General features: G+C 33.4%; 22 protein-coding genes and 1 pseudogene. 3 read left to right on the forward strand and 20 right to left on the reverse strand.

From position 1 onward, the window contains the following. Positions 1-32: 32 nt before the first annotated feature. From E0Z07_RS10800 to E0Z07_RS10840, 9 genes are all read right to left on the reverse strand, one after another. Entirely contained in the window at positions 33-1,430 is a 1,398-nt protein-coding gene (locus E0Z07_RS10800; RefSeq protein WP_006259445.1) for a tetratricopeptide repeat protein, read from the reverse strand. Between the two features lie 29 nt (positions 1,431-1,459). Beyond that, complete coding sequence (locus E0Z07_RS10805) at positions 1,460-2,653, reverse strand: aspartate aminotransferase family protein (protein ID WP_006259444.1); 1,194 nt, start codon at positions 2,651-2,653, stop codon at positions 1,460-1,462. A 4-nt stretch (positions 2,654-2,657) separates the two neighbouring features. Then, positions 2,658-4,340, reverse strand: coding sequence for an OstA-like protein (locus E0Z07_RS10810; protein ID WP_006259443.1), 1,683 nt, complete (start codon positions 4,338-4,340; stop codon positions 2,658-2,660). 124 nt (positions 4,341-4,464) lie between these two features. Continuing rightward, entirely contained in the window at positions 4,465-5,736 is a 1,272-nt protein-coding gene (locus E0Z07_RS10815; protein WP_016649661.1) for an adenylosuccinate synthase, read from the reverse strand. Positions 5,737-5,763: 27 nt separating this feature from the next. Next, positions 5,764-6,234, reverse strand: coding sequence for a Fur family transcriptional regulator (locus E0Z07_RS10820; protein ID WP_006264998.1), 471 nt, complete (start codon positions 6,232-6,234; stop codon positions 5,764-5,766). A 97-nt stretch (positions 6,235-6,331) separates the two neighbouring features. Continuing rightward, positions 6,332-8,548, reverse strand: coding sequence for a RelA/SpoT family protein (locus tag E0Z07_RS10825; protein WP_006264999.1), 2,217 nt, complete (start codon positions 8,546-8,548; stop codon positions 6,332-6,334). Positions 8,549-9,137: 589 nt separating this feature from the next. Continuing rightward, entirely contained in the window at positions 9,138-9,929 is a 792-nt protein-coding gene (locus E0Z07_RS10830) for a hypothetical protein (protein ID WP_039329103.1), read from the reverse strand. After that, complete coding sequence (locus E0Z07_RS10835; protein WP_131540732.1) at positions 9,926-10,408, reverse strand: GNAT family N-acetyltransferase; 483 nt, start codon at positions 10,406-10,408, stop codon at positions 9,926-9,928. Before E0Z07_RS10835 ends, E0Z07_RS10830 begins: the two co-directional genes overlap by 4 nt. 92 nt (positions 10,409-10,500) lie before the next feature. Next, the gene (locus tag E0Z07_RS10840) at positions 10,501-11,403 is read right to left on the reverse strand and encodes a helix-turn-helix transcriptional regulator (protein WP_039329106.1); all 903 of its coding nucleotides are present in this window, start codon (positions 11,401-11,403) and stop codon (positions 10,501-10,503) included. Positions 11,404-11,616: 213 nt separating this feature from the next. Here E0Z07_RS10840 and E0Z07_RS10845 point away from each other — a divergent pair, with 213 nt between their 5' ends. Then, on the forward strand, positions 11,617-12,990 hold the full coding sequence (locus E0Z07_RS10845; protein WP_131540733.1) for an MFS transporter: 1,374 nt from the start codon (positions 11,617-11,619) through the stop codon (positions 12,988-12,990). A 40-nt stretch (positions 12,991-13,030) separates the two neighbouring features. Here the strand turns inward: E0Z07_RS10845 and E0Z07_RS18245 are convergent. The 11 genes and pseudogenes from E0Z07_RS18245 to E0Z07_RS10895 all read right to left on the reverse strand — a co-directional run. Further along, a pseudogene (locus tag E0Z07_RS18245) lies at positions 13,031-13,321 on the reverse strand (GNAT family N-acetyltransferase); the annotation flags it as partial. A gap of 15 nt (positions 13,322-13,336) precedes the next feature. Continuing rightward, positions 13,337-13,495 carry a hypothetical protein gene (locus E0Z07_RS18250; protein ID WP_225582009.1) on the reverse strand — a complete coding sequence of 53 codons (159 nt, stop codon included), beginning with the start codon at positions 13,493-13,495 and terminating at the stop codon, positions 13,337-13,339. Between the two features lie 55 nt (positions 13,496-13,550). Next, positions 13,551-14,531: an IS30 family transposase gene (locus E0Z07_RS10855; RefSeq protein WP_006258416.1), complete on the reverse strand. Its 981-nt coding sequence runs from the start codon at positions 14,529-14,531 to the stop codon at positions 13,551-13,553. 123 nt (positions 14,532-14,654) lie between these two features. After that, the gene (locus tag E0Z07_RS10860; protein ID WP_131540734.1) at positions 14,655-17,216 is read right to left on the reverse strand and encodes an SEL1-like repeat protein; all 2,562 of its coding nucleotides are present in this window, start codon (positions 17,214-17,216) and stop codon (positions 14,655-14,657) included. Positions 17,217-17,328: 112 nt separating this feature from the next. Next, positions 17,329-18,123: a TrmH family RNA methyltransferase gene (locus E0Z07_RS10865; RefSeq protein WP_131541091.1), complete on the reverse strand. Its 795-nt coding sequence runs from the start codon at positions 18,121-18,123 to the stop codon at positions 17,329-17,331. Between the two features lie 4 nt (positions 18,124-18,127). Next, positions 18,128-19,462, reverse strand: coding sequence for a DUF58 domain-containing protein (locus E0Z07_RS10870; RefSeq protein WP_058699479.1), 1,335 nt, complete (start codon positions 19,460-19,462; stop codon positions 18,128-18,130). Between the two features lie 14 nt (positions 19,463-19,476). Further along, complete coding sequence (locus tag E0Z07_RS10875; RefSeq protein ID WP_131540735.1) at positions 19,477-20,475, reverse strand: AAA family ATPase; 999 nt, start codon at positions 20,473-20,475, stop codon at positions 19,477-19,479. Positions 20,476-20,484: 9 nt separating this feature from the next. After that, the gene (locus E0Z07_RS10880; RefSeq protein ID WP_071307256.1) at positions 20,485-21,690 is read right to left on the reverse strand and encodes a hypothetical protein; all 1,206 of its coding nucleotides are present in this window, start codon (positions 21,688-21,690) and stop codon (positions 20,485-20,487) included. A 1-nt stretch (position 21,691) separates the two neighbouring features. Continuing rightward, positions 21,692-22,519: a DUF4129 domain-containing protein gene (locus E0Z07_RS10885; RefSeq protein ID WP_131540736.1), complete on the reverse strand. Its 828-nt coding sequence runs from the start codon at positions 22,517-22,519 to the stop codon at positions 21,692-21,694. Then, on the reverse strand, positions 22,519-23,439 hold the full coding sequence (locus E0Z07_RS10890; RefSeq protein ID WP_131540737.1) for a hypothetical protein: 921 nt from the start codon (positions 23,437-23,439) through the stop codon (positions 22,519-22,521). The genes E0Z07_RS10885 and E0Z07_RS10890 overlap by 1 nt, the downstream gene beginning before the upstream one ends. Positions 23,440-23,443: 4 nt before the next feature. Next, entirely contained in the window at positions 23,444-24,409 is a 966-nt protein-coding gene (locus tag E0Z07_RS10895; protein WP_131540738.1) for a stage II sporulation protein M, read from the reverse strand. A gap of 17 nt (positions 24,410-24,426) precedes the next feature. On the opposite strand from E0Z07_RS10895, the gene E0Z07_RS10900 reads away from it, so the two are divergent. Then, the gene (locus E0Z07_RS10900; RefSeq protein WP_131540739.1) at positions 24,427-25,164 is read left to right on the forward strand and encodes an RDD family protein; all 738 of its coding nucleotides are present in this window, start codon (positions 24,427-24,429) and stop codon (positions 25,162-25,164) included. A 22-nt stretch (positions 25,165-25,186) separates the two neighbouring features. Continuing rightward, entirely contained in the window at positions 25,187-25,795 is a 609-nt protein-coding gene (locus tag E0Z07_RS10905; RefSeq protein WP_006259425.1) for a trimeric intracellular cation channel family protein, read from the forward strand. Positions 25,796-25,977: the final 182 nt, after the last annotated feature.

The raw sequence follows: 25,977 nt of genomic DNA on the forward strand, positions 1-25,977 counted from the left end.
TCTTATAAAAAAAGCTATTCAGAAGAATAGCTTTATTGTTTATTGTGATTTTTGATAATACTTTGTACTATAGGATTCTCCCATTGATTAGGGAAGTATGTCTCTATAATTGTTCTCTTTTCAAAGTTCTTGTTTAGACCATTAGTTAGACATTCTGTACCTTTATCTATATCATGTAGGGTAAAGTGTATAACAGCTAGTCTATAATCTATCTCAGCATCATTAGGATGGAAGTTAGCTATTTGTAAAAGCTTCTGTATAGCAGTGTCAAAATCTCCTAGAAGATATAATACATCTGCCCAACCAGTCCAATGTTCTACAATATCAGTTCCAAGCTCTGCAGCTACCTTATAACCTCGTTCAGCTTCTTCAAAGTTAAACAATGTTTTATTTAGAATAGCATGTCTTATCCAGTATTTTTCATTGAATTCATCAATTTGTAATGCTTTTTGTAGATAGAATAATGCTTTTTCGTAATTAGTTTCTATGATACATAAATCAGTCAATGCTATCCAACCTTTGTCTAGCATAGGATCTTCATGTACCGCTCTTTTGTAATACTGATAAGCTTGCGGGAAGTTATTAAGACTCTCATGACAACTACCTATACGCATAAGTACATAAGAATTAGGATCGTCTAATTCTAGTGTAGTCATGTAGTTTTCAATAGCTTCTTTATACTTATTTAGCTTTTCTTGCGTTTTTCCCTTTTCGATATAAGCTCCGATAAACTCTTCATCTATCAGGGTAGCATAATCAAAAGCCCACTCTGCCTTCTCATAATTCTTAACAGTGAAGTATTGTCTTCCTAATTGGTGCCAAGCAATCTCACTATATGGATTCTTATCAATAAATTTAGTTAAGTACGATATAGCTTCCTCATTCTCACTAAGGAAGTCAAAACAGTATATAACATTATATAAAGCAGACTGATCCTCTTCATCATGTTCTAGACATAGGATAAAGTTATCTTTTGCTTGATCTATTTTATCTAATAATAGATATTCCATTCCTAATAAAGAGTAGACATCTGCTAGATCCTCTGTCAGAGTCAATGCTTTTTGTAGAGATACAATAGCCTCTTCATGTCTTCCTTTTTTAGAGTATACAGTAGCGCGTTGAATGAAAACTTCTTCATTCTCCGGATCGATACTCTCTATTTCGTTTAATAAGCGGTCAGCAGCTTCTAATTTGTTTTGGAATACTAATAATTCTACTTCTACCAGTTTTAACCCAATAGAGTTAGGATGTTGTTCTAGTCCCAGTTTTAGTGCTTTTTTCGCTAGGTTTAGCTTTCCAGAATCGAGATAGTGTAGAATGATATTCTCAAACTCTTCTGAATCAAAAAACAAAACCTTATTGGTCTTTAACATAGACTCAAAACGAGATAGAGATAATTTGTATTCTTCTTCTTCGTTATCTAAATGCATATTTGTATTTAAGTTGATTATTTAGGATACTATAATCCTAATTCTTTTTGTACTTCATTTAGCGCTTCAATGATGATAGCACATCCTTCTTTTATTTCTGTTTCTGATACTGTAAGGGGAGGAGTGATTCTTATCGCTTTTCCTTCAAATAGTAACCAGAATAATATTAATCCTTTGTCTTGACACTTCATGATCACTCTATTGGTGATATCAGCACTAGGTGTCATAGGAGCGATCATTAAACCACGACCTCTGATTTCTTCAATAAGAGGGTGAACTAATAGCTCTCTAAACAACTTTTCTTTTTCTAGTGTCTGAGCCATAAGGTCAGTTTCTACTAATTCTCTTAAAGTAGCTAAACTCGCTGCTGCGATAACAGGGTGCCCACCAAAAGTAGTGATATGACCAAATCTAGGGTTGTCATATAACAGATTCATGTGTTCGTCACTAGCAGTGAATGCACCTACAGGCATCCCACTAGCCATACCTTTTCCCATAACGATTACGTCAGGAACTACATCATAGTTTTGGAACCCAAACAGTTTACCTGTTCTACCGAAACCTGGTTGGATTTCATCTACGATCATTAACGCACCTACTTCAGTACATCTTTCACGTACTTTAGTTAAGAATCCGTCAAAAGGCTCTACAAATCCAGCACCTCCTTGTATAGTCTCTAAGATGATACCAGCTGTTTTAGTTGTTATCTTTTGTAAGTCTTCTACACAGTTAAAGTGAATGAAGTCTACATCTGGAAGTAATGGTCTAAAAGCACGCTTTCTTTCCTCAAACCCCATAACACTCATAGAGCCCATAGTATTACCATGATAAGCGTTAAAGCAAGAGATCAGTTGACTTCTTCCCGTTACTCTTTTTGCTAATTTTAAAGCACCTTCAGTAGCTTCCGTACCTGAGTTTACTAAATAGGTCTTATTTAGTGGAGCAGGGATATTCTCTGCTAGCAGTTTACAGAATTCTACAGATGGGTCTTGGATATATTCACCATATACCATTACATGCGAATACTTATCTAATTGATCCTTAATCGCGTTATTTACTCTTTCGTGTTGATGTCCTAATGTACATGCAGATACACCTGCTACGAAGTCTAAATACGCTTTGTTATTCTTGTCATATATATAAGATCCTTTAGCATGAGAAATCTCCATTGCTAGAGGATTAGGTGAAGTCTGTGCTTGGTATTTATAAAAATCTTCTTTCATTACTTTACTTTTTGTCTTTTTTAGACGCTTTATTCTCTTGTTTTTTGCTGTCCTCTTCTAGCTTTTTAGATAGACCAGGAGTAGCTTTTATAGTTTCAGGGAGTATATCAATTGGTTTGTTGAACCCTTCTTTCATGTCTTCTCTCGCTTGTTCTCCCTTTTTTTCTTTATTTATTTCTTCATCAGTGAATATATCTTCTAATGAATTTATTTTTTCATCCCCTCTGTATAAGAAATCTCTTAATAGACGAGCATTCTTAGGTAGTAGCTTTTCAGGGTAGAGATCACCTTTAGGATCTACGTACTTCGTAGCCGTATTAATCTTACCTTCTAGGAAAGTAACATTGATATGACTGCAAATCCCTTTATCTATACCTACTAATTCATTCTTATCATTGTACATATAGTAGATAAGTTCAGCATTTTTAATCAGGTCTAACTCATCTAATTTATTCTCTTTAAACTTACCATATAAGTTAACACCTTTTAATTGATTATAACCATCTCCGATAGTATCTTTTTGAATCACGAAGGCATTTTCTAATACTTTTAGAGAGTCCATCTTCTGTGTCTCTGCATTACTTAGTAGGTGAATAAAACGACCTGTAACCTGGCTATCTCCATTCCAGATAACAGGTTTACCTATCATTTGTGTTAACCCAACTTTTTCACTCCAGTGAATAGAGTCAGCTTTACCACTCATGCTATCACGTAGTATACGAGCATCGTTAAAGGCACGTATTACGCGCTCTTTATCTTTTCCAGTTAGTAAGATACGTGGAGCATGCATATATACAGAATCTCCCTCTTGTGACTTCATACTAACTAAAGCTTTTTTAGTAACGAACATTGAGTCTTGAGCTTTGTATAACTCTGCGTAGTGTCCTGTTATTTTACTTTTATTGATTGTATCTGTTATTCTAACGTTATTCGTTGCAGAAGCAAAATCTTTTAGTTTAGAGTAATAGATAGAGTCTCCTTCTATTTTTCTTTTATCATACCAGATAAAAGAGTTTTTTACCATCTTACCTAAATCGTTTTTTACATCGTAAAAGCCATTTTCTGTATAGATATAATCTTCTTTGTTAGTTATTGTTGAAGGACCAAATACATACGAGTGTTGTGGTACTTCATAGAAATCTAAGTGATTAGACTTGATCACTGTTCCTTTATCTGAAGTTACTTTTACAGCTGTGAAGAATTGGAATTTCTTTTCAGTAGTATAGTAACGTCCTTTTTCACTTTCTAATACGCTACCCTTGTTGTGAATAGTGGCATGACTATCATAGAATACAAGATCTTTAAAACGATCATACTTTAAAGTATCGGTCTCTAAGGTAGAGTCTGGAGAAGTAAGTAATACATCACCTTGTGCATAAGCAAAACCATTGATTCCATTATATTCAGCATAATGGCTATTCATCGTTAAGGTATCGCCTTGTACAATGTGAACATTCCCAAAAAGCTTTAGGTAATTTTCTTTTTCGAAGAAGTACGCTTTATTACATGTCATATTCATACCGTCATGCTCAGCAGAGATATTTCCTGTTAAGATTACGGCATCTGGCAGTACTTCATGATTGATATCAGAGTAGTCTGCGTGATGTATGATGATTTTTTTTTTGTTTTGACTAAAACCTAGTAATGCGAATAGTATAAAAAGTAAATAATACGGTATTGTTCTCAAGTCACTATATTTTTTTCAAATTTAAGTAAAAAATGCGTACAAAGATTTTAGTTAAGAAGAATTTATAAACAGGGTAGGAGAAGGGCAAAAAAAAACACTTCCTAAGAAGTGTTTTTTAAGTATTTTATTTTACGATAGTCTGTGTTCTATCTGGACCTACTGAAACTATTTTTACAGGTACACCTACTTCATCTTCGATGAATTTGATATACTCTTTTAGTTCCACTGGTAATTGATCATACTCTGTCAATCCTGTTAAGTCAGCTTTCCAACCTTTTTTCTCAACATAAATTGGTTCAACGTTTTCTGGCTCGATATTGTAAGGTAAGTGAGTAATCTCTTCTCCTTTATACGAGTATTTAGTACATACTTGTAATGATTCAAAACCTGATAATACGTCAGCTTTCATCATGTATAATTCTGTAACTCCATTCACGTCTACTGCGTATTTTAAAGCTACTAGGTCTAACCATCCACAACGTCTAGCACGTCCTGTAACAGAACCGAACTCACGACCTACTGTTGCCATAGTAGCACCGATTTCGTTATCTAATTCTGTAGGGAATGGTCCACTACCAACACGTGTAGTATAAGCTTTAAAAATACCAAATACATTTTTAACTTTATTTGGAGCTACTCCTAACCCTGTACATGCACCTGCTGCCGTAGTAGTAGATGATGTAACGAATGGATATGTTCCAAAGTCAACGTCTAACAGTGATCCTTGTGCACCTTCTGCTAGGACAGATTTACCTTCTCTTAGAGCTGTATGGATATAGTTTTCACTATCGATGAACGTTAATTTCTTTAATTGCTCTACTGCTGCGAAGAACTCTTCTTCTAATTCAGCCAAGTTGTATTGCAATTCTACATCGTGGAACTTAATCATTGCCTCATGCTTGTCTGCTAAGTTGCGGTAACGCTCTTTAAAGTCAACAAGTTCGATGTCTCCAACTCTTAATCCATTTCTACCTGTTTTGTCCATATAAGTTGGGCCAATACCTTTTAATGTAGAACCGATTTTTGCCTTTCCTTTTGCTGCTTCAGAAGCTGCATCAAGTAAGCGGTGAGTAGGTAAGATTAAGTGAGCTTTTCTAGAAATTAATAATCTTGTGTAAATGTCGATGTTGAACTTCTCTAATCCCTCAATCTCTTTGATGAAAACTACTGGGTCAATCACTACACCATTTCCAATGATGTTAATAGAATTTTTATGGAAAATTCCAGAAGGGATAGTGCGTAATACATGTTTAATCCCATCAAATTCTAAAGTGTGTCCCGCGTTTGGTCCTCCTTGAAAACGAGCAATGATATCATATTTAGAAGTTAGTACATCTACGATTTTACCTTTTCCTTCATCGCCCCATTGCAAGCCTAGTAGTAAGTCTACTGTCATTGTTTGTGTTGTTAAAAAGTTTGAAAATTAGTTGTTGTTTTCCACTTGTTCTTCCTCTTCTACTGTTTTTCTACTTCCGTAGAAGTATAGAGAATGATTGTGGATGTCTATATTAAAGATTTCTTCAATTGTCTTTTTAATAGTCTGTATACGCGGATCACAAAACTCGATTACTTCTCCTGTATCGGTTAAGATAATGTGATCATGCTGTTTATCGAAATATGACTTCTCGTAATGTGCTTGGTTTTGACCAAATTGGTGTCTTCTTACAAGCCCACATTCTAAAAGAATTTCAATAGTATTGTAAAGCGTAGCTCTACTTACACGATAATTTTTATTCTTCATTTTGATATAAAGAGACTCTATATCAAAGTGCTCTTCGCTATCATATATTTCTTGAAGAATAGCATATCTCTCAGGTGTTTTACGATGTCCTCTTTCTTCTAAAAACTTCGTGAACACATTTTTTACGATTTCTTGATTTTTTTCACTTCCCATATTCAAAAATATCTTAGTTGCAAATATAGAGCTATTTTCGTTTGAATTATAATAAATCAAATAAGGTTAGTCTATATGCGAATAAATTATAATTATTTTATGATGGATTTACACGTGTTACTTTTTCTATTCCCTCGATTTTCTTAAGATTACCCATCATTTTTTTCAGTACATCATTGTTTGGAACGATCACTGTGATAGATCCTTTAAATATACCAGCATTTTCACTTAATGAGATACTGCGAATATTGATGACTTTACTTTCTATGATAATCTTCGTAATCTCAGTAGTTAGACCAGCAGAATCAAGACCTGTAATATTGATAGTCGCTTCGAAGTTCATCGCTTCCTTAGAATCTACCCAATGTGCCTGGATGATTCTATAAGCATAATTAGATCGCATACTGATCGCGTTAGGACAGTCAGTCTTATGTACTTTTATTCCTTCATTTATCGTTACGAATCCGAATGCATCATCACCTGGTATAGGGTTACAACAAGTAGCTAGCTTGTAATCTAACTTCTCATTGTCTTTACCGAATACAAGTAAATCACCTGTTTTATTAGCAGCTGTATCTGTGATAACTGGGATAGAAGGCGCTCTTTTTATTGTCTTTTTAAAGAAGCTAAATAAAGAGTTGTTTCTATTGGCAGCGTATTCTTTTAACTGAACGTTATCAATGACACCAGCTCCAATTCTATAGAATAAATCTTGACTTGTTTTTAGCTTGAAATAAGCTACCATTTCATTGACCGTTTTTTCGTCTAGATTTACCTTTAGGTGTTTTAGCTTGCGCTGTAGTTGTTCTTTACCATCTTCAGCTATGCGCTTCGTATCTTCATTTAAAGAACTCTTAATCTTGTTTTTAGCACGAGTCGTAGTCACATAATCTAGCCAACTTACGCTAGGTTTTTTGTTTTCTGATGTGATTACTTCTACTTGGTCACCACTGGCAAGTACATGATTCAGCGGTACTAGTCTGCCATTGACACGAGTACCTCTAGTACGCAAGCCTACCTCTGAGTGTATCGCAAAAGCAAAGTCAAGGGCTGTAGCTCCTTTAGGTAGAGATTTAATTTCTCCTTTTGGAGTAAAGATGTAAATCTCTTTAGCGTATAAACTTAGCTTAAAGTCTTCTACGAAATCTACAGCATCTGTTTCCGCATTTTCTAATGCTTCTTTCAGTTGATTAAGCCATCTGTCTAAGCTGTTTTCTTCTGTGATACCTTGTTTATACTTATAGTGAGCAGCATACCCTTTCTCAGCTATCTCATCCATGCGCTCACTTCGTATCTGTATCTCTATCCACCTTCCTTTAGGTCCCATCACTGTGATGTGTAATGCTTCATATCCAGTAGATTTAGGAGCTGATATCCAATCTCTAAGTCTGTTTGGGCTAGGGCGGAAGTGGTCTGTCACAATAGAATAAATCTTCCATGCGATAAATTTCTCATCATGTGGAGTAGACTTATAGATAATACGCAACGCAAATTTATCGTAAACCTCATCAAAGGTTACGTTCTGAGCCTTCATTTTACGACGGATAGAGTAGATAGATTTTGGTCTACCTTTCATAGAATATTCTACTTGCTCTTCGTCTAATGATTTTTTTAATATCTCACTTACAGTCTGTATGTACTGATCTTGTTCCTCTTTACTTTCTTGCATTCTATTGACGATGTCTTGATAGATGCGAGGTTCTGTATATTTTAGACCTAAGTCTTCTAGTTTAGTCTTGATGTTAAATAATCCTAGTCTATGTGCTAAAGGGGCATAGATATATAAAGTTTCAGACGCTATTTTGGCCTGTTTATAATCTACCATGCTTTCCATAGTCTGCATATTGTGAAGTCGGTCAGCTATCTTAATTAAGATTACACGGACATCATCATTTAGTGTCAATAGCATTTTGCGGTAGTTTTCCGCTTGCATTGAGATATGAGGATCTGGTTCTAACAGCGCCATCTTTGTCAATCCTTCAACAATTTTGGCAATTTTAGGATTAAACCATTCTTCTATTTGTTCTACCGTAATATCTGTGTCTTCTACTACATCATGCATTAAAGCAGCTGCAATAGAAGTAGGACCTAAACCGATTTCTGAAGCGACAATTTTGGCCACAGCAATTGGGTGGAAAATATAAGCTTCTCCAGATTTTCTTCTTTGGTCTTTATGAGCTTCAACCGCTACATCAAATGCTTTACGGATTAGTTTTTTATCATCCTCAGATAAGGTCTGATAACTTATTTTTAAAAGCTCTTTGTATTCTTTAGCAATTGCTTTGTTTTCTAATTCAATTTCTTCCTCTGTCATATATAATTCGCAACTTTTATATCTAAAATAGTGTTCATTAAATATAGTGAAAAAACAGTTATAGGAGGACTATGATTTGTTAAAAAAATAGAGATTTATTATTTAGTTTTATTTGTTACACCTTGTTTGTTGTCAATTGATTAGATAGTATATTTGGATTTATATAAGATTAAGAGGGCTAAATAATAGAGTAAATGATAGTAAAATACTGACTGATAAAGGTGAAATGATAAACTGTATGTTTATGAAAGAGATATATTATATATGATATTGTGTAATTCTTAAGAATAATCTAGTAAATCTCTTTTGTTGTCCTTAATGTATAGGTTTAATCTCATTTGGAATGAGTAAGTAGTAATTAAGACATGAATCTGTAATCACTCCGTTATTTTAGCCAAAATAACGGACTCACTACGGACTCATAACGGACACAGTACGGACTTATACCAAATTAATCTAATACCATTCAGCTAGAAAACTAGAGTAGTTTAGGATAATTAGTTAATCTGAAATATTTTATGAGTCATTAATCTGAAAGTGGCTAAATAACGATTAGAAGTTCTATAGAGCAATTAAATGAAAATAGAATCTATTTTCCCATTGCTCTTCTTCTTTCTGCTACTTCTGACATGTACTGTTCTATATACGGAAGGACTTCTTCTAAAGTAGGGATGCCATCAAAAGCCTTAGTCTTTCCGCCAAAGTATCCTCTTAGTTCACTCTGTATTTTTCCTTCTTTATTCACTATAGATACGGTGTTGTCCACACTAGTACTCCCTTCTAATACTAATGAAAATTGATATAACTTTTGAGAGCAATACTTAGCTTGTTCTATTAGCACCTCAATAGGCAGTGTATTTTTAGTAATCTGAGTAGTTAACCCATGGGCTTGATGTAAAGTTGCTTCTTCAGTTGGTAAGTTTAAGAAAGGATGACCTACTTGTAGAGGTTGGTTCATTAAAGATTTAGTGTCCTTTTCCCACCAAAAACCTCTTGCGATAACTTCAACAAATTGGTCATGAAACTTAAAGATATAATGCTTAAAGTCTGTACGCATATCTTCTACATCCCCACCGAATTCATAAGCTCTTCCATAATGACTTTTTTCATACCTATATCGTTCCATCTGCCATTTTGAATGCTGTACTACATAGACCCAAGGCACTTCCTTATCTTCTGTCCAGTCATCTGGATAGGGAAGATATTCTCCACGACATACTCGTATCGCATCTAGATTACTAAATGTGATACGTCCGTACTGCTCATCTTCTGTGTTAAAGTAGATACCTGTAAGTTCGTCATCATACAGTACAGTAGGTGATAATACATAATCTGCTTCTATTGGTACGGTGATACCTATTGCATAGTCAGTTTGATTCATTTGTTTTGTGCTTTGTCATCAAGGCGCATACGCATAGAGATATTAAAGGTCTCGAACCCTTCTCTTAGGTATAAGTCTATTGCTTTATTATTTTGAGAGAGAACACTTAGTTCGAAGTAGTCTACCTTATTTTGAACTCCCCATTCTTTGACAGTTTGGATTAGCTTCTTTCCATAGCCTTTTCCGCGACTATCTGGGTTAACGACTAAATCCAATAGGTAAACTAAACGTTGCTGCACAAAGCAGTTATAGGGTGGTGCGCTCTGTAACTGTGCTATAGCAAAGCCTTGAACTTCTTTATCGTCTTCTGCTACAAAAATAATAAAATCATTTTCTCCTTTGATAACACTTTCTATAAAAGCAGTGTCTTGCTGAGCTACCTTCATATAGGCAGGCTCTAGTACTGCCATTCCGTCAAAGAGGGTGCTGTATAGTTTATGTATCGCAGGGATGTCGTCTAAGTGTGCTTTTCTTATCATGGGTTGTAGTATTAAGTGACTAAAATATAGGTTTATCATTAGACTGACTAGGACATATGATATTTTTATATGAAAGGAGTTGGTAGCATAGGTTATGTTTTTATCTTAGTAGGTAGCTGACCATAGTATTTCTTAAATGCTGTGGAGAAGTGGTGACTGTGTTTATAACCTACATACTCTGCTATCTCGTAGATATTATACTCTCTACTTTTTATCATTTCTAAAGCTTTCTGCATGCGCAGGTCATGGATATACTTAAACGTAGTCGTTCCGAAGAGTGTTTTAAAGCCTTTCTTTAGTTTGGTTTGGTTAATACCTACTCTCAACGCTAACTCTTGTATCGTGAAGTCTTTGTTATAATTATCTGTGATATACGATTTGATTTCGTGTAGTGCCTGTTCATCTTTTCGGTGAAGGCTTAATTCTTTATGGGGTCTATTATAACTCCAATTGTGGTATTGTAATAAATGAGCTTCCTCTACTTTATTATTGATATAGTGTTCTGCAAGTTTTCCTTGATATGGATTAGAGATAAGCTGTTGTAATACTTGTAATGTATTAAGATTTAAGTCAAAGATGAGTTTAGAAGATTGGCTACCTAATAGCTCTTCTAAGTATTCTTTTTCTTCTTCAAATAAGTTGGTGACAAAGGTTTTGTTTACGGCTATTTCTAAGAATTCTCCTCTTTTGTCTTTTGCTGTTTTCATAATGTGTTCATAAGGAACAGCTTTTTCTTTAAACAATAGAGCCCCTTGCTCATGAATGTTGAGGTTGTCATGGTTTAAGGTTAAGCTACTTCCTTGTATACAGCTACATGTAAGAATAGATTCTTTAGTAGGGAGTACAGTGTGATAGAAGTCTTCTTCGGCAGTATATACCCCGTGTTTAATACTCGCTATAGCAGTATGGATTACTGTAATATCCATAGTATGTGTAGCTCCTACTATATGATGACTATCTACGATTAAGTTCCCTTGATTATTTCCTTGTAACATAGCTTATGTTTCTTATCATCTGCAAAAATAAGTTTTTATATTGGTTTTAAATAAGTTGTTAGTGAAATGATTTGTAGTTAGTTATGATACTTCTTCTCACGTTGTTTTATGACCTTATAGCGTTGTCTAGTAAGTATAATTCTTTAGGAATTTTGTAAGGTAATAATAGCTTAGTTGAGATAAAGCTTTGACTAAGTTTTTAAAATGTATTTTATGATTTTTAAAGACAAATGGTTTATACTATTTATATTATTAGTAGCCACTATACTTTCACCTTTAGATTTTTATATTGTCAATTTAGCATTACCTTCTATACAACACTCTCTTCGATCAAGTAGTAGTGAACTGCAGATGATAGTATCTTTTTATACTTGTGCTTATGCTGTGTTTCAGATATCAGGAGGGAGATTTGGAGATATCTATGGAAGGAGAAAGATATTTATAATTGGTTTAGTGGGGTTTATTAGCTCCTCAGTTTTATGTGGAATATCGCAGACACCCACTGTTATGATAGCTGGGCGAGTGATGCAAGGGGTATCAGGAGCAGTTATGATACCACAGGTTTTGGCTATTCTGCATACGCTTTTTGATGAAAGAGAAAAGCGTTTAGTAATGGCTTTGTATAGTTTTACTTTTGGGATAGCCGCAGCGTTAGGACAATATCTTGGAGCAGTATTGATAGAGTGGAATATATTTGACTTAGGGTGGCGTGTGATATTCTTAGTTAATTTGCCTGTTGGGTTATTTGCGTTGGTAATGGCAGTTATCGCATTACCAAAACAAGATCATAAGTCTATAGAAAAAGTGGATTATAGAGGAACTGCTTTGTTAAGTTTAGGATTAATGAGTTTTATCTATCCTTTGACTACTATAGTGGAGAGGGGAATAGATATACAGACTATAGCATTCTTAATTGCTTCAGTAGTATTTTTGTATTTGTTTGTCAAGGTTCAGTATAAGCGTAAACAAGAAGAAAAGAGCATTTTAGTAGACTTTACTATCTTTAAGTTTAAGAATTTAAAACTAGGAGTAATTACAAGCTTTCTATACTATGCAAGTGGAGTGTTTTATTTAGTATTAGGTATTTATTTACAAGAAGAATTACACTGGACAAGTATGGAGGCAGGTAAGGCTATTATTCCTTTTGGTATTGGATTTATTATTATGTCGTTGAGTTCTTCTTTAATAAGTAAGTACTTTAAGCAGACTATACTTTCTTTAGGATTAGTTGTGTATGGAATAGGTTTCTTATTATTACTATATACTTTGTACGGTTTTGTCCCCTTGTTGTTTAAGGTTGATTTATTTGTAATTGGATGTGGAATGGGATTGACATTAGCATCTGTAGTTCGATTAAGCTTAAGTAATATACCTGTTCAATTTGCAGGATTAGCTTCAGGAGTTGTCAATTGTGGTTTACAGATAGGTTCAGCATTTGGAGTAGCTGCTATTGGAAGTGTGTTTTTTGGCATTGCTCAAACTATAGATTATACTTTAGCATTTGCAGTAGTGCTGGCTTTAATTTGTGTATTGCTATTGATAGCTTTGTTTTTGAGTTTTGGCATTGTCAAAGCTCTAAAAGAGTAATAAGAAACGCCCTTGCAAATCATTGCAAGGGCGTTTCTTATTATATCTTATACCTCATTACAGTATGAACAGGCTCGAAATGTTCTTTGAGATATAACTCATAAGCACGTTTGTTTTGTTCTACTACAAGAAGCTCTATGTAGTCTACTTGTTTATCTTTTGCCCATAGTTTAACAGCATCAATTAATTGCTTCCCAATTCCTGAGCTACGATACTCAGGCTCTACATAGATATCAGCAAAGTTGAGGTATCTATGTTGCACAAAGCATTCATAAGGTAAAGTATGCTCTATAAACAAGGCAACCATACCAATTAGTTGTTCATTATCTACAGCGACTAAGAAGTCCTATTCATCCGATTGTATGGTTTCTTCTAAGAATTCAATAGCAGGTAGGTCAGCTTTAAAGTAATCAGGTTGATATTCTTGCATTACTACAAACTGCTTTTGATAAAGCAATTGTAATTGAGGTATATCTTCTAATCTAGCAGGACGTATTTGTATCATATTATTTAAACCATTTACTTAAAAAGTTTTTCAATGTGTTTTTGCTTTGGTGGATTCAAGTATTAAATGCAACAGTAACCATTAGGTTTAATTTTTCTGTAAAAATTTCGTTAGGCGATTTAAAACCAAATCTCTTTCTTGGTCTGTTGTTTAAAATATTTACAGCCTTGTCAATTGCTGCTTGTGTAATTAAATCGAAATTAGTCATTTTAGGGAAATATTGTCTTACTAATCCATTTAAATTTTCATTAGCTCCTCTTTCCCAACTGTGATAAGGCTTTGCGAAGTAGTAATCAAGCTCTAGAGTGTTAGCTATATTTTGATGGTTTGCAAACTCTTTTCCGTTATCAGAAGTCATAGTATGAAGTAACGGTTTGAAGTCTTTTAAGAGTTCTATAATTTTAGCTTCTACAACGTGAGCTTCCTTTGATTCTATCTTTCCCATCCATAAAACCCCTGTAGCTCTATCGTTTATAGTAAGCAGTGCTCCACGATGATTTTTCCCTATTACTAAATCTATTTCAAGATCATCTATTCTATATTTATCATCAACTATACTAGGTCTTTTTTCAATATCTACTCTATTACTTATCAAGCCTCTACTGTCTTTGCATGTACCTCTTTTTCTATATTTTTTACCTTTAGTTCTAAGATGCTTATAAAGCTTTCCTCCTTGTTTTTTGTTCTGCCAAATGAATTGATAAATACATTCAACAGAGACTATTTCTTTTGCTTCAATTTTACTTCTACCTACTATTTGTTCTGGACTATAATCTTGATTAAGATAGTCTATAATAGTTGTTTTTACGTTTTCAGTTAAGCGTATTCTCTTGCGTTTTTCTTTGTGTCGTTGAGCTGTCTTTCTTTGTCCAAGATTAGCTTTATAAACACCATTTCTTTCGTCTGAATTGCGCTTAAGCTCTCTGCTAACAACAGACTTGTCTTTGCCTATATAACAAGCAATTTCAGTAAGTGATTTACCTGCCTTTTTATATGCTTCTATTTTATATCTTTGTTCTAACGTTAAATGTGACATCTTTTTGGGTGTGTAGGAACCTCAAAAGTAGATGTTTTTTTTCGCCAACGGCGGAGAACATTTGCTCCATGGAGCAAATGTTCTCCGCCGTTTTTTAAATGCTGTTGCATTTATTAGTTGAATCTAAGTTTTAAGATCTAAAGGAACATCTAAATCGTGTTCTTTAGCTATATCTAAGTAATAAGCCAACTTTTCACTGTTTTTAAACTTCTCATCATAGGCATAAATATACAACAAATCAGTAGTAGCATATACATAACCTTTTTCCACAGCTTGTTCAAAGTATTCAATAGCTTTAGCTGTATCTTGTTTGACTTCATAACCAAGGTTATAGAATTTACCCATTAAGAAAGACCCTAAATGATCTTCTTCTTTCAGGTCTTTTTTAATATACTTCAACGCTTTTTTATACTCACCAAGAAGGTAATAACAATCAGCAATATAATTAGTCACATAGAAGAAGCCCCATGTTTTGTCTAAAGGAAGAAAGTACTTTAGTGCTTCTTTAAAATCTCTTTCAACTCCCTCTGCGCCTTCATAGTAAATATAAGCTAAGTTTAACTTAGCTTGACTATTTCCTCTTTCTGCTCCTAGTTTATAATGTTTTATGGCTTGTTCGCTGTCATAGGCTACTCCTAAGGCTTCAAAATACATATAACCAATGTTTGTAGCAGAATAATGATTACCTAGTTCAGAAGCCTTTAAAAACAATTTTAATGCTTGAGGATAATCAAGATGTTCTTCTTCAGTTAAATATTTGTACCCTAAGTCTTGCAAGAGATCACCATTGTTTAATTCTTCTGCAAAACTCAGTAATTGTTCATACAACTCTGTAAAGTCATTTTCTAAGTAATAATCTTTAATCTTAGTAATATAAAAAGACTCTAAATCTTTATAATCTGTCAGTGTAAATTGTTTTGACTGTACAGAAAAAGAAGGTTTAAATAATCTTACTTCACCTTCCTGATTGTAATGCATTCGAGTAGCTAATGCTATTAATTGGGTATTAGATAATAGTTGCAAACTATTGTCATGCCAAGTATATACACCATTGTCTTTGTAAATAATAACAGGGTAGGTACTTTTGTTTAGAGGGTGTATTGTTATATAACTACATCCTTCTACTAATGGTATTTCTTCTTCTGTTCTTATTAATGACCATTGATTGTTTTTTAATGCATACAAATCATCTGCCACATTTTTTAAGTCTGTACAAACTTGTAATGGAGTAGTCCATACTCGTCTGTTACAATCATAAATACCTTTTTTCTTGCCAGAACTTACATATACTTCGCCTATTCTAAGATTGATATCCATTAAGATATACTTTTCTATACGACCTTTTATAGGTTCGAATAAGTTTTGTTGTAACTCAATATCATAGATAGACATTCCAGCATCAGTGATTACTTTAATACATTTCTCTGTTAACCCTTCTGCTGTTTTTACATTATCTAAGACAAGTTCTCCTTGCGCATTAATAATTTTCTTGAGTTTTGAGCCATTTGTTGAAGGAACTAATAAGCAATTACCTGTACCAATATCTGTGATATCACTAAAATCAAAGTTACCTATAAAACTATACTCGTTAGAATACATGATGTTTTTATTCTTCTGTTTTCCACAGAAATATTGATAATAGTATTCGAATGGAGCAGTAGAGGTAAATGGTATACACTCTTTTCCCTTATAATTAAATACAGCGTATAAATCACCTTGTAGGACATTGTAATAATCGTCTTTTAGTAGCTCTATTTCATCGTAGATAAAGTCTGTGATATAAGATTGAGATGTAAGATTATATAGTGCATATTTCTCTTCTTTCTTTAAAGAACAAGTTATTATGGTGTCATAGTCTTCAGGATCATCAGTATTACTCTGTACATAAGTGATACCCGTATCACTCACATAGTCCCAAACAGGCTCTAAGACAATCTTTCCTGTTTTATCTATTAATCCACATTTATCATTTAAAATAATATAAGCTAATCCACTTTCTTCAAACTCCCCAATTCCATCATAAATAGCAGGTAGAATAATCTCTCCATCAAGTTTTTTTATTCCCCAACGCTCGTTCTCTTCAAAGTGTAAAAAGTCATAGTTTGGTTGAAAAGCAACTTCTAACCAATCCCATCCATAGTTAGCATTATCATTATTAAGATACTCTTGGAATGTAGTAAAAGGAAAGAAGTAACTTGCAATATCAGAGTTGTTGAATTGCTCTACGCTAGCATTACTGTCTAATAGCTCTTTAAACTCAGCAGCTAATCGCTCTATAGTAGCTAAATATTCTTTAGCTAGAGCTTTATGGCTACCTTCACTCATATTATAGACATCAGAACCATCAAGTACAAAGCTATCTCCCTCTAAATTATTGAAGTAATATAGTTGCTTTTGATAAGACTCAAAATAACTAGGTTGATGTTCTTTAGGAACGAGTATATCTATATTTGATTGTATCCACTGATGAAACTGTTTAAATAAAGGCATGGCTTCTTTCATTCTGAAGTATAGAAGGTAAGAAGGTTTTAGACTGTAATCTTTTAACTCTTTAGATTGTACGGGAATGCAGAATAGGGGAAAGAAGAATAAAGGTATTTCATATTTCCACTCTCCTACGAAATGATATTCTACTTCTCCTTGTGATGTTAAGTCTATATTAGTTACGATATGTCTGTGTCCCATGTTACTTTATTTTTGCATTCAAAAATAGAATAAAAGTTACAAATATTTATAGCTGTTTATAGCTAATTGTAAGTATAAAAAAAGCACCTTGGATAAGGTGCTGTATATTTTGTTATTTAAAATCTCGTTGGCGTTTTGCTTCAAACAGTAAGATAGAAGCAGCAACAGATACATTCATGGAGTCTATCACACCACTCATAGGTATGATAATATTCTTCGTACTAGCATCTCTCCATTCTTGAGTAAGTCCAGTAGCTTCTGTACCTACTACGAATGCAGTAGCTTCTTTATAATCTCTTGTATGATAAGAAGTCGAATCTTGTAATGTAGCACAGTAGATATTGATACTGTGTTTTTTTAGAAAGGCAATAGCATCCGTAGTAGAAGCCATGGCTATCTGATTTGTAAAAACACATCCTACACTAGAGCGAACTACATTAGGATTATAGATATCACTTTTAGGGTTAGCGATGATTACAGCATCTATATTAGCCGCATCAGCAGTTCTAAGTATAGCACCTATGTTTCCAGGTTTCTCTGTAGCCTCAGCTACTAAGATTATAGGGTTCTCAGAAAGCTTTAGATCCTCTAGGTCTAATGATTTTGTATGTGCGATAGCTATTACCCCTTCAGTTGTATCTCTATAAGCTAGTTTCTGATATACATCTTTAGATATTTCTATTAGCTCTGTTTCTCTTGAAATAAAAGGTCGTAGAGAGGTCTCAGACACAAGGTCAGGATAGAATAAAAGAGTCTTTAATGAATATCCTCCTTTAGTTGCTAATTCTATTTCTCGAAGCCCTTCAATAACAAATGTACCCGATTGCTTCCTATTTCTAGATTTTTCTTGAAGTTGAACAATGCTTTTAATCAAGGTGTTTTGTGAGCTTTCTATTTTTTTAATCATCATATTATAAGGTACCCTTAGCTTTGATTTGCAGGTATTTATTAATCGTGTTTATGGATAATTCTTCAGGAGCAGTTAGTATAGATTGAATACCATATTTGGTTAATTCATTTACTATTAAACGCTTTTCAAAGTTAAATTTTTCTGCAATTACTTTGTCAAAAATATCATCTGTGTTTTTAGCCTTTTTTTCAGTCAGTTTAGTTAACTCTGTATTCTCAAAGAAAACGACTAATAGAACGTGATTTTTTGCAATAGCTCTTAGGTAAGGCAACTGTCTTTTTAAGCTAGACAAGGATTCAAAATTAGTGTAAAGAATAATCAAACTACGATGTGTAATCTTATGTCTAATATGCGCATATAGTTTTCCGAAGTCACTTTCTACAAAGTTAGTATTGACTCTGTACAATTGCTCCATAACTTTTTGCAATTGACTTATTTTACTTTCAGCAGGGAGTTGGTTTGTGATATTCTCTGAGAAAGTCATTAATCCTACTTTGTCATTTTTCTTAAGAATAACATTAGATAAGGCTAGGGTAGAGTTAATCGCATAATCTAGTAAAGATAAACCATTAAAAGGCATCTGCATCACACGCCCTCTATCGATAATATTATAAACAGACTCTGTATTCTCATCCTGAAACTGGTTGACCATTAATTGACTAGATTTAGCAGTCGCTTTCCAGTTAATATTGCGTATATCATCTCCTAATACATATTCCTTTATTTGTTCAAACTCAGTAGTAGTACCAATCTTTCTGATTTTCTTCATCCCAAAAGCATACTTGTTTTTAGAAAAAGCAATCAAATCATATTTCTTCATTTGAATGAAAGAAGGGTAGGTAGCTAAGGTAACGTCATCACAAAAAACAAATCTTCTAGATACTAATTTAAGAGGACTAGATATATATACGTTTAACTTTCCGAAGACATACTCTCCTCTAGTCGTAGGTCTTAAGGTATAGCTAAGTGTTTTTTGTTCCTTAGGAGCCAAGGTTTTAGTGATTTCAAAATCTCTTTTCTGAAATTGAAAAGGAATCTCATCTATAATATCGCATTGTACTGCGATATTATATTTATTCTCTATGGAGATATAGATGGTATTATCATCACCATTAGATAGCTTTTCGGGTAAGATACGCACAGCATCTACTTTATTCTTCTTGTTGAACAACAGGGTGATATCTACCAATATGATAGCAAAAAATAATACAAATAACCCCCAAACAACTTTATACAGTATTGGAAATATAAAGGCAAGTACAAATAGAGCTATAATAGCCCCTAAGACCATATACACTCGTTTTTGTAAATAAAGTTGCTTGAATAATTTAAACATAAGTATTGTTTTTATTATCTAGGAATATCTATTGATTCGATGATTTGATTAATAATATCATTTGCTGTCACACCCTCCATCTCTCTTTCAGGAGATACTATGATACGGTGTTTTAGCACTGGTATAGCAGCTTCTTTAACATCCTCAGGTGTCACAAAGTCTCTGTTATTAATAGCAGCGAATCCTTTTGCTGCATTAAGAATAGCAATAGAGGCACGAGGAGAAGCTCCTAGGTATAACAATGGATTAATACGAGTATCAGCAACAATCTTAGCAATGTATTCGATGATCTTTTCTTCAACGATAATCTCTTTGATTAGCTTCTGGAAAGAAATGATTTCATTAGGAGTAACTACTTTATTGATCATCGTAGTTTTCTTTTTATCTAATAATTCATGTTCTCTCTGAACGATGGCGATTTCTTCTTCTAATGAAGGATAGTCTATATTAATCTTAAATAAGAAACGGTCTAATTGCGCTTCAGGTAATCTATAAGTACCTTCTTGTTCAATAGGGTTTTGAGTAGCGATTACTATAAATGGTTCATTCATTTTATAAGAATGTCCATCTATTGTGATTTGGCGTTCTTCCATTACTTCAAACAGCGCAGCCTGAGTTTTGGCAGGAGCACGGTTTATCTCATCGATTAAGATTAGATTAGAGAATATTGGACCTTTTTTAAATTCAAATTCACTTTTTTGCATATTGAAAATTGAGGTACCTAATATATCAGAAGGCATTAAATCAGGCGTGAACTGAATACGGCTAAAGCCCATATCGATAGTTTGAGCTAATAATTTAGCAGAAAGTGTTTTGGCTACTCCAGGTACACCTTCTAATAGAATATGCCCATTAGCCAATAGAGATACAATGATTTGATCTATCGTTTTATCTTGACCAACGATTACTTTCTGTATCTCACTTTTGATTCCTTTTACCTTCTCTTGTAACAAACTCAAATCTAGTCTAGATTCGAAATGTAAGTTTTCTTCTGGGGTTACTGTATTTTCCATAGTATATCTTTAATCAATGATTTTCTCAATTATTTTGTTTAATTCGATTAGCATTTCTTCTGATGCATGGTGTGGGGCAGCTTTAAACTGCTCTATAAACCTGACAAATTTGACGATATCTTCTTTGTCTTTCTTGGTTTTGGTATGCAGGTTATTGATAAATACTTCATCTAGTTTAGTGGTGTCTAGCCAATGTACACGTCTTATTTTTTCTAAGGTGTATATAATGTGCTTATTGATCAAGTCTTCATAGTCTTTATTTTGAATATAAAGATTAGACACTGTTTTGGTAAATTCAACAGTGGTGTTAGACAGTGGTGTGATAATCGGTATTACTCTTTGCTTTCTTTTCGCTGTGAAAATAATAAACACAAACAACGTTCCAAGGAAGAAATACCATGCCCATGTCAAGGCTGGGTGTTTAAACACAAATCTAAGAATAGAAGTAGAGTGGTACTCATTATCTCCTGGTAATCTAGATACAGTGAAGTAGGTGTTCTGTTGAGGTAAGTAAGATAATACACCTTGTACATAAAGGTGATTATTACTTTCTAACAAATTATAGTTTGTAAATGCAATAGGTTGAAGTCCTAATATAAGTTGACCTGATCCCTCTTTATAACGAATGAGGTTAGGATATTTGACTCCTTTATACTTTAAGTATCCTAACACTTCTACCTTTGTACGTAGAGAATCAGGAATATCGAAGTAGTTTGTATTTAAGTCTTTTAACTGAAACGAATAAGTAGAAATATTCGGATTAGCCAATGTCACAGACACCTTATCTTGATCTAATAATTCTTCTCTTAACGTATATTGTAGATAGTCTGTCTCTATCCCCTCTATTAACCCATCTATATTATCTTGAAAGATAACAGCAGTGTTTCCTTTTGCGATATAGTGATGTAGATTTACTCTAGCGAAAGAGTCTATATACCCATAGTTCTTTAAAGAGAACAGTGTGTTAGTGTGTATACTATCATACTTTTTATCTTTAAAGAAGTCATAGACATTTCCAGTGATTCTGATTACACTATCATTAGGAAACACTTTGTCTATTTCCTGATCTAGTATATATGTCCCAAAGGGGATTTTATGTGTATTATCTAAAGTTTCGCGCCAATCTATCGGATCTACTTTATTAGACTCTATAAAATAAACAAAGCCCATAATCACGATAAAAAGGAACAACATTATTTTTGTTGACTTACTCATTTTAGCTTTGTTTTAGTATAGTGTCAAATGACTGTTTTGCACGGTTAAACTCAGATTCTTCTATTTCAAATTCTCCATACCATATATTGTTATATAGATAAGAAAGATACTTAAAATCCTCTTTTAGTTTGCTATCTTTTATTTCGTTTTGATAGTCAGAGTTCGTTTTTTCGATATGCCATTCGATCTCCTCTTTTTCTTGTAACCTCTGTAGTAGCCATAGGTAATAGTAACGAATACTTAGACGGTATTGTTGCTCCGCAATGGTCTTGTTTAATAGAGAAGGGAAGTCCACTACTTTAAGGTTTAACTCAATTTCATCGACCTGTATCTCCATCTTTTTAGCGCTCTTCTTGAATAGCCAATAGGCATCTTTCTGAATAACAGCTCTTATGATATAATAAATTAAAAGAAAGATAACTAGTATCCCTGCTATTCTATAAAAAACTTGCAAACGGCTACTTGTTTCATAGTCAATATCAAATTGTCTAAAGAAGTCAGTTAGTTGCTGATTTAACCATCGCTTAAAGCGCTTCCAAATAGAGTCTTTGTTAAGTTCTTCTTTATAGTCAAAGTCAGGATCTTTCTTGTATTTCTTTTTATAATCTGTCTCAAATTTAGTAGTTACTATATCTGTACTCGTCTCCTCTAAGTATGGAAGTACATTGACAGGCTTAGCCTTGATAACTCCAGCTTCATGAGCAGTCGCAGAGCTGTCTTCTTCATCTTGTGAAGACTCTACATTAGATACAATAGTATCCTGCTCTACCTGCCCAAAATGAGGAGTAGCAAATGATAAAAATAATAGTATAAATAAGAATCTCTTCATTAGTTTTTTCCAATCATATCAATGTCTGCATGAGACTGTGTATTTTCTTTTTGTTCTCTGATGCTGTAGTAAACTAATCCTTGATTAATCAACATGATATTATTCATCACGAAAGATACTAGGGTACTTAAGATAACGAGACCAATGAATATTAGTTTAAAACCTTGTGTGTCTTCTAGATCATAAGAACTTTTTTCACTGAATATTGTTCCTCCATAGAACATGATTTGAGTGATAATGTTTAGCGTCATTGTAACGATTTGTATTATTAGATAAACTAAGAAAGTGTTTCCAACGATAATCCAGAATTTACTTTTCAGCATATAGTAAGCTGTTTGATATGATTCAAAGAATCCACTTCTATTAGTCACATATTCATAATAAGCTAAGTTTATCCATGAAGCAACAGCAGGCATCATAATCAGTAAAAGGGGAATCCCTATTAATAAAAAGATTAAAACAGCCGCGATAGAGAAAGCAATTGCAATTAAGGGTAATATAGTGAAAAAAGAAGCAAGTGCGAAACCAAGTAATCTCCAAATATCCTTTTTTAGAGGATTAATGATATGCTTTATATCTTGATAATCCTTAGGGTGTTCTACCATCGCCTTTAGATAGTATACAGGATATGACATAGCTATAATGCTTATAAGAATAAGAACAACCCCTGCTACTAAGACTACTAAGAAGAAAAGACCAATATTATTGTCTATAAATGTATCTAATGATGAGTTATTTGCAGAGCTAGACCCAGAAAATACCATATCAAATAGAAAGTAAGTACATACAAATAAGACTAGTAATAGGATACCACATAGGGTAAAGTAATTTTTGAAGAATGGTTTTCCTTCTTTTTGAAAGAATGAAATTGTATCATTCATTAAGTCACTAAAATCTCTTTTTTTAAAAACAACAAACATAGATTTATAATTTAATAAGTTTTGAATATACTCTTCTCGGATAGATGAAGAAGTAATAAATAATGATAGAGAATGTACCTAGTATAATAATATAGTTTAGCACATCAGGCATCTCTTTAGCATAGCGTGTTATAAAGCCCTCTATAAAAGCAGCTGTGATAACGAATGGTACCATCGCTAAGAATATTTTAAATCCATTCTTAAACCCTCGAATAAAGGAATTCTTTCTCGAGAAGGTTTTAGGAAATAGAAGACTTCCCCCAAATACAAAGCCTGCAAATGCCTCAATGATTATCCCTGTGATCTCTATAGCTCCATGTAACCATATCCCTCTAAAGCTGTCCATAAAAGCATTTTCTCTGATAAACATATATTGAAACGCACCTAGCATTATGCCATTATAGAGTAGATAGAATAGTGTACCTAATCCTGCAAAGATTCCATAGATGAAAAATTTGAGGGACACAAATAGATTGTTAAACGCTATGCCTACAAAGCTTCCCCAGTTACTACCAGATTTATAGATACCCATCGCGTCATCATTCTGTATATTATCTAATGTTAGGTTAACATAATGATCTCCTAATATTAAACGAATAAACTCTAAATCATAATGAGCAGAAACAAAACCAATACCTACAATAATCAGAAAGGTTAGTACAGAAAAGTAAAGATAATTACGATTTTCATGCACAACTAGAGGAACTTCTGTCTTAAAGAAATAAACAAGTCTATTTTCCTCAATACGTTTTGTTTTGTAAATTTTTTGATAAGTTTGCGCTGCTAAAATATTGAGATATTGTGTAACTTTACTCTTGGGATAATAAGTTTGTGCATAGGATAAATCATTCATTAACTGAATGTACATATCGGCCAAGTAATCAGGTTTATGAATTGAGTTAGAATATATTGTATGTTCATATTCAATCCATTTTTCTTTATTATATTTGATAAAAGCGACTTCTCTCATTTAAAAGCAGATAATTTATGGCTAATTTAACAATAAATACAACACAAAATATCAAAATAGAATTTAAAACTGCATCTATTGGTGAAAGAATGATTGCTTCTATTTTAGATCTTATTTTTAAGGGATTGTATTTGATTCTGATTTTTTATATTGTAAGTCAACTAAGAATAGTTAATGCTTTTATAGATGAGTGGTCTAAAATCGCGGTTATGATTCTCATCGCTTCTCCTGCTTTGTTTTATACTCTGTTTTTTGAGACGATTATGCAGGGAGCCACTCCAGGTAAGAAGATTATGAGGATTAAGGTGATTAAGATAGACGGGTATGAAGCTTCTGTAGTAGACTATGCTAGCCGTTGGGTAATGAGATTAGTAGATTTTTGGATAGGTTCAGCAGCAGTTGGTTTGATTACAATTATATGTACAGATAAGAGTCAGCGATTAGGTGATATTTTAGCAGGTACAGCAGTGATATCTGTTAAAGAAAGATTACTTTTGTCATCCACTATTTTTCAGGAAGTAGAGGAGGAGTACACCCCATTATTTGCGCAGGTGTTAAGTTTGACAGATAAAGATGTTTATATTATAAAAGAAGCTTTAACTACTTTTAAAGCAAATAGAGATCACGAGTTATTACAGAAGCTAGTCGTGAAACTTAAGAGCGTACTAGGTATAGGTGAGCTGAAGACACTCTCTGATCAGGAGTTTATAGAAACGGTATTAAAAGACTACAATTATTTAACAGCTAAGGTTTAGCGCATTATTTTTATACTATTTAATGTTTAATTTTTTCGATATTTTAGATTTGCTCGGAACATTAGCTTTTGCAATTTCGGGAGCATTAGCAGGGCGTGAAAGAAGGTTAGACCTGTTTGGGATGACTATTTTAGCATTCGCGACAGCTATTGGAGGAGGGACTATCAGAGATATGATGATCGGATGGACACCTGTGATGTGGCTTACTAATCTTAGTTATTTTTATGTAACCTTATTAGGGGTAGCTATGGCTATTGTGTTCTATAAGAAGTTTAACTTCTTGCGTTATTCTCTTTTCCTATTTGATACCATAGGTATCGCTGTGTTCACATTAATCGGTATAGAGAAAGGGATGACAGTAGGCTTACACCCGATTATCTGTGTTACCTTAGGTACGATTACTGCTTGTTTTGGAGGGGTTATTCGCGATATTTTAGCGAATAAGATTCCACTTATTTTTAAACAAGAGATCTATGCCACAGCATGTATCCTTGGAGGTTTAGTTTATTATTTACTAAACTATTTTGAGCTGAGTAAGGATATCTTATACGTAGGTACAGCAGGTATTATTATTCTGATTAGAGTATTAGCTGTGAAGTATAAGTGGAGTTTGCCATTTGCGAATGTGTAAGCTTCCTTTCTTAGAATAAATAACTAAAGAAAGAATATAAAGTGTATAGTACATATCATGATGTAGTATACACTTTTTTTTATTGAGTATATTAGCGATGAGTAAACAGGGATAAATGTACTAGACTAGAAGGCTTCATATTAGTAATAGTGTATTGTAGAACAATCTGTTAATTATGATAT

The organism is Myroides odoratimimus, from assembly GCF_004337635.1.
Classification (GTDB): domain Bacteria; phylum Bacteroidota; class Bacteroidia; order Flavobacteriales; family Flavobacteriaceae; genus Flavobacterium; species Flavobacterium odoratimimum.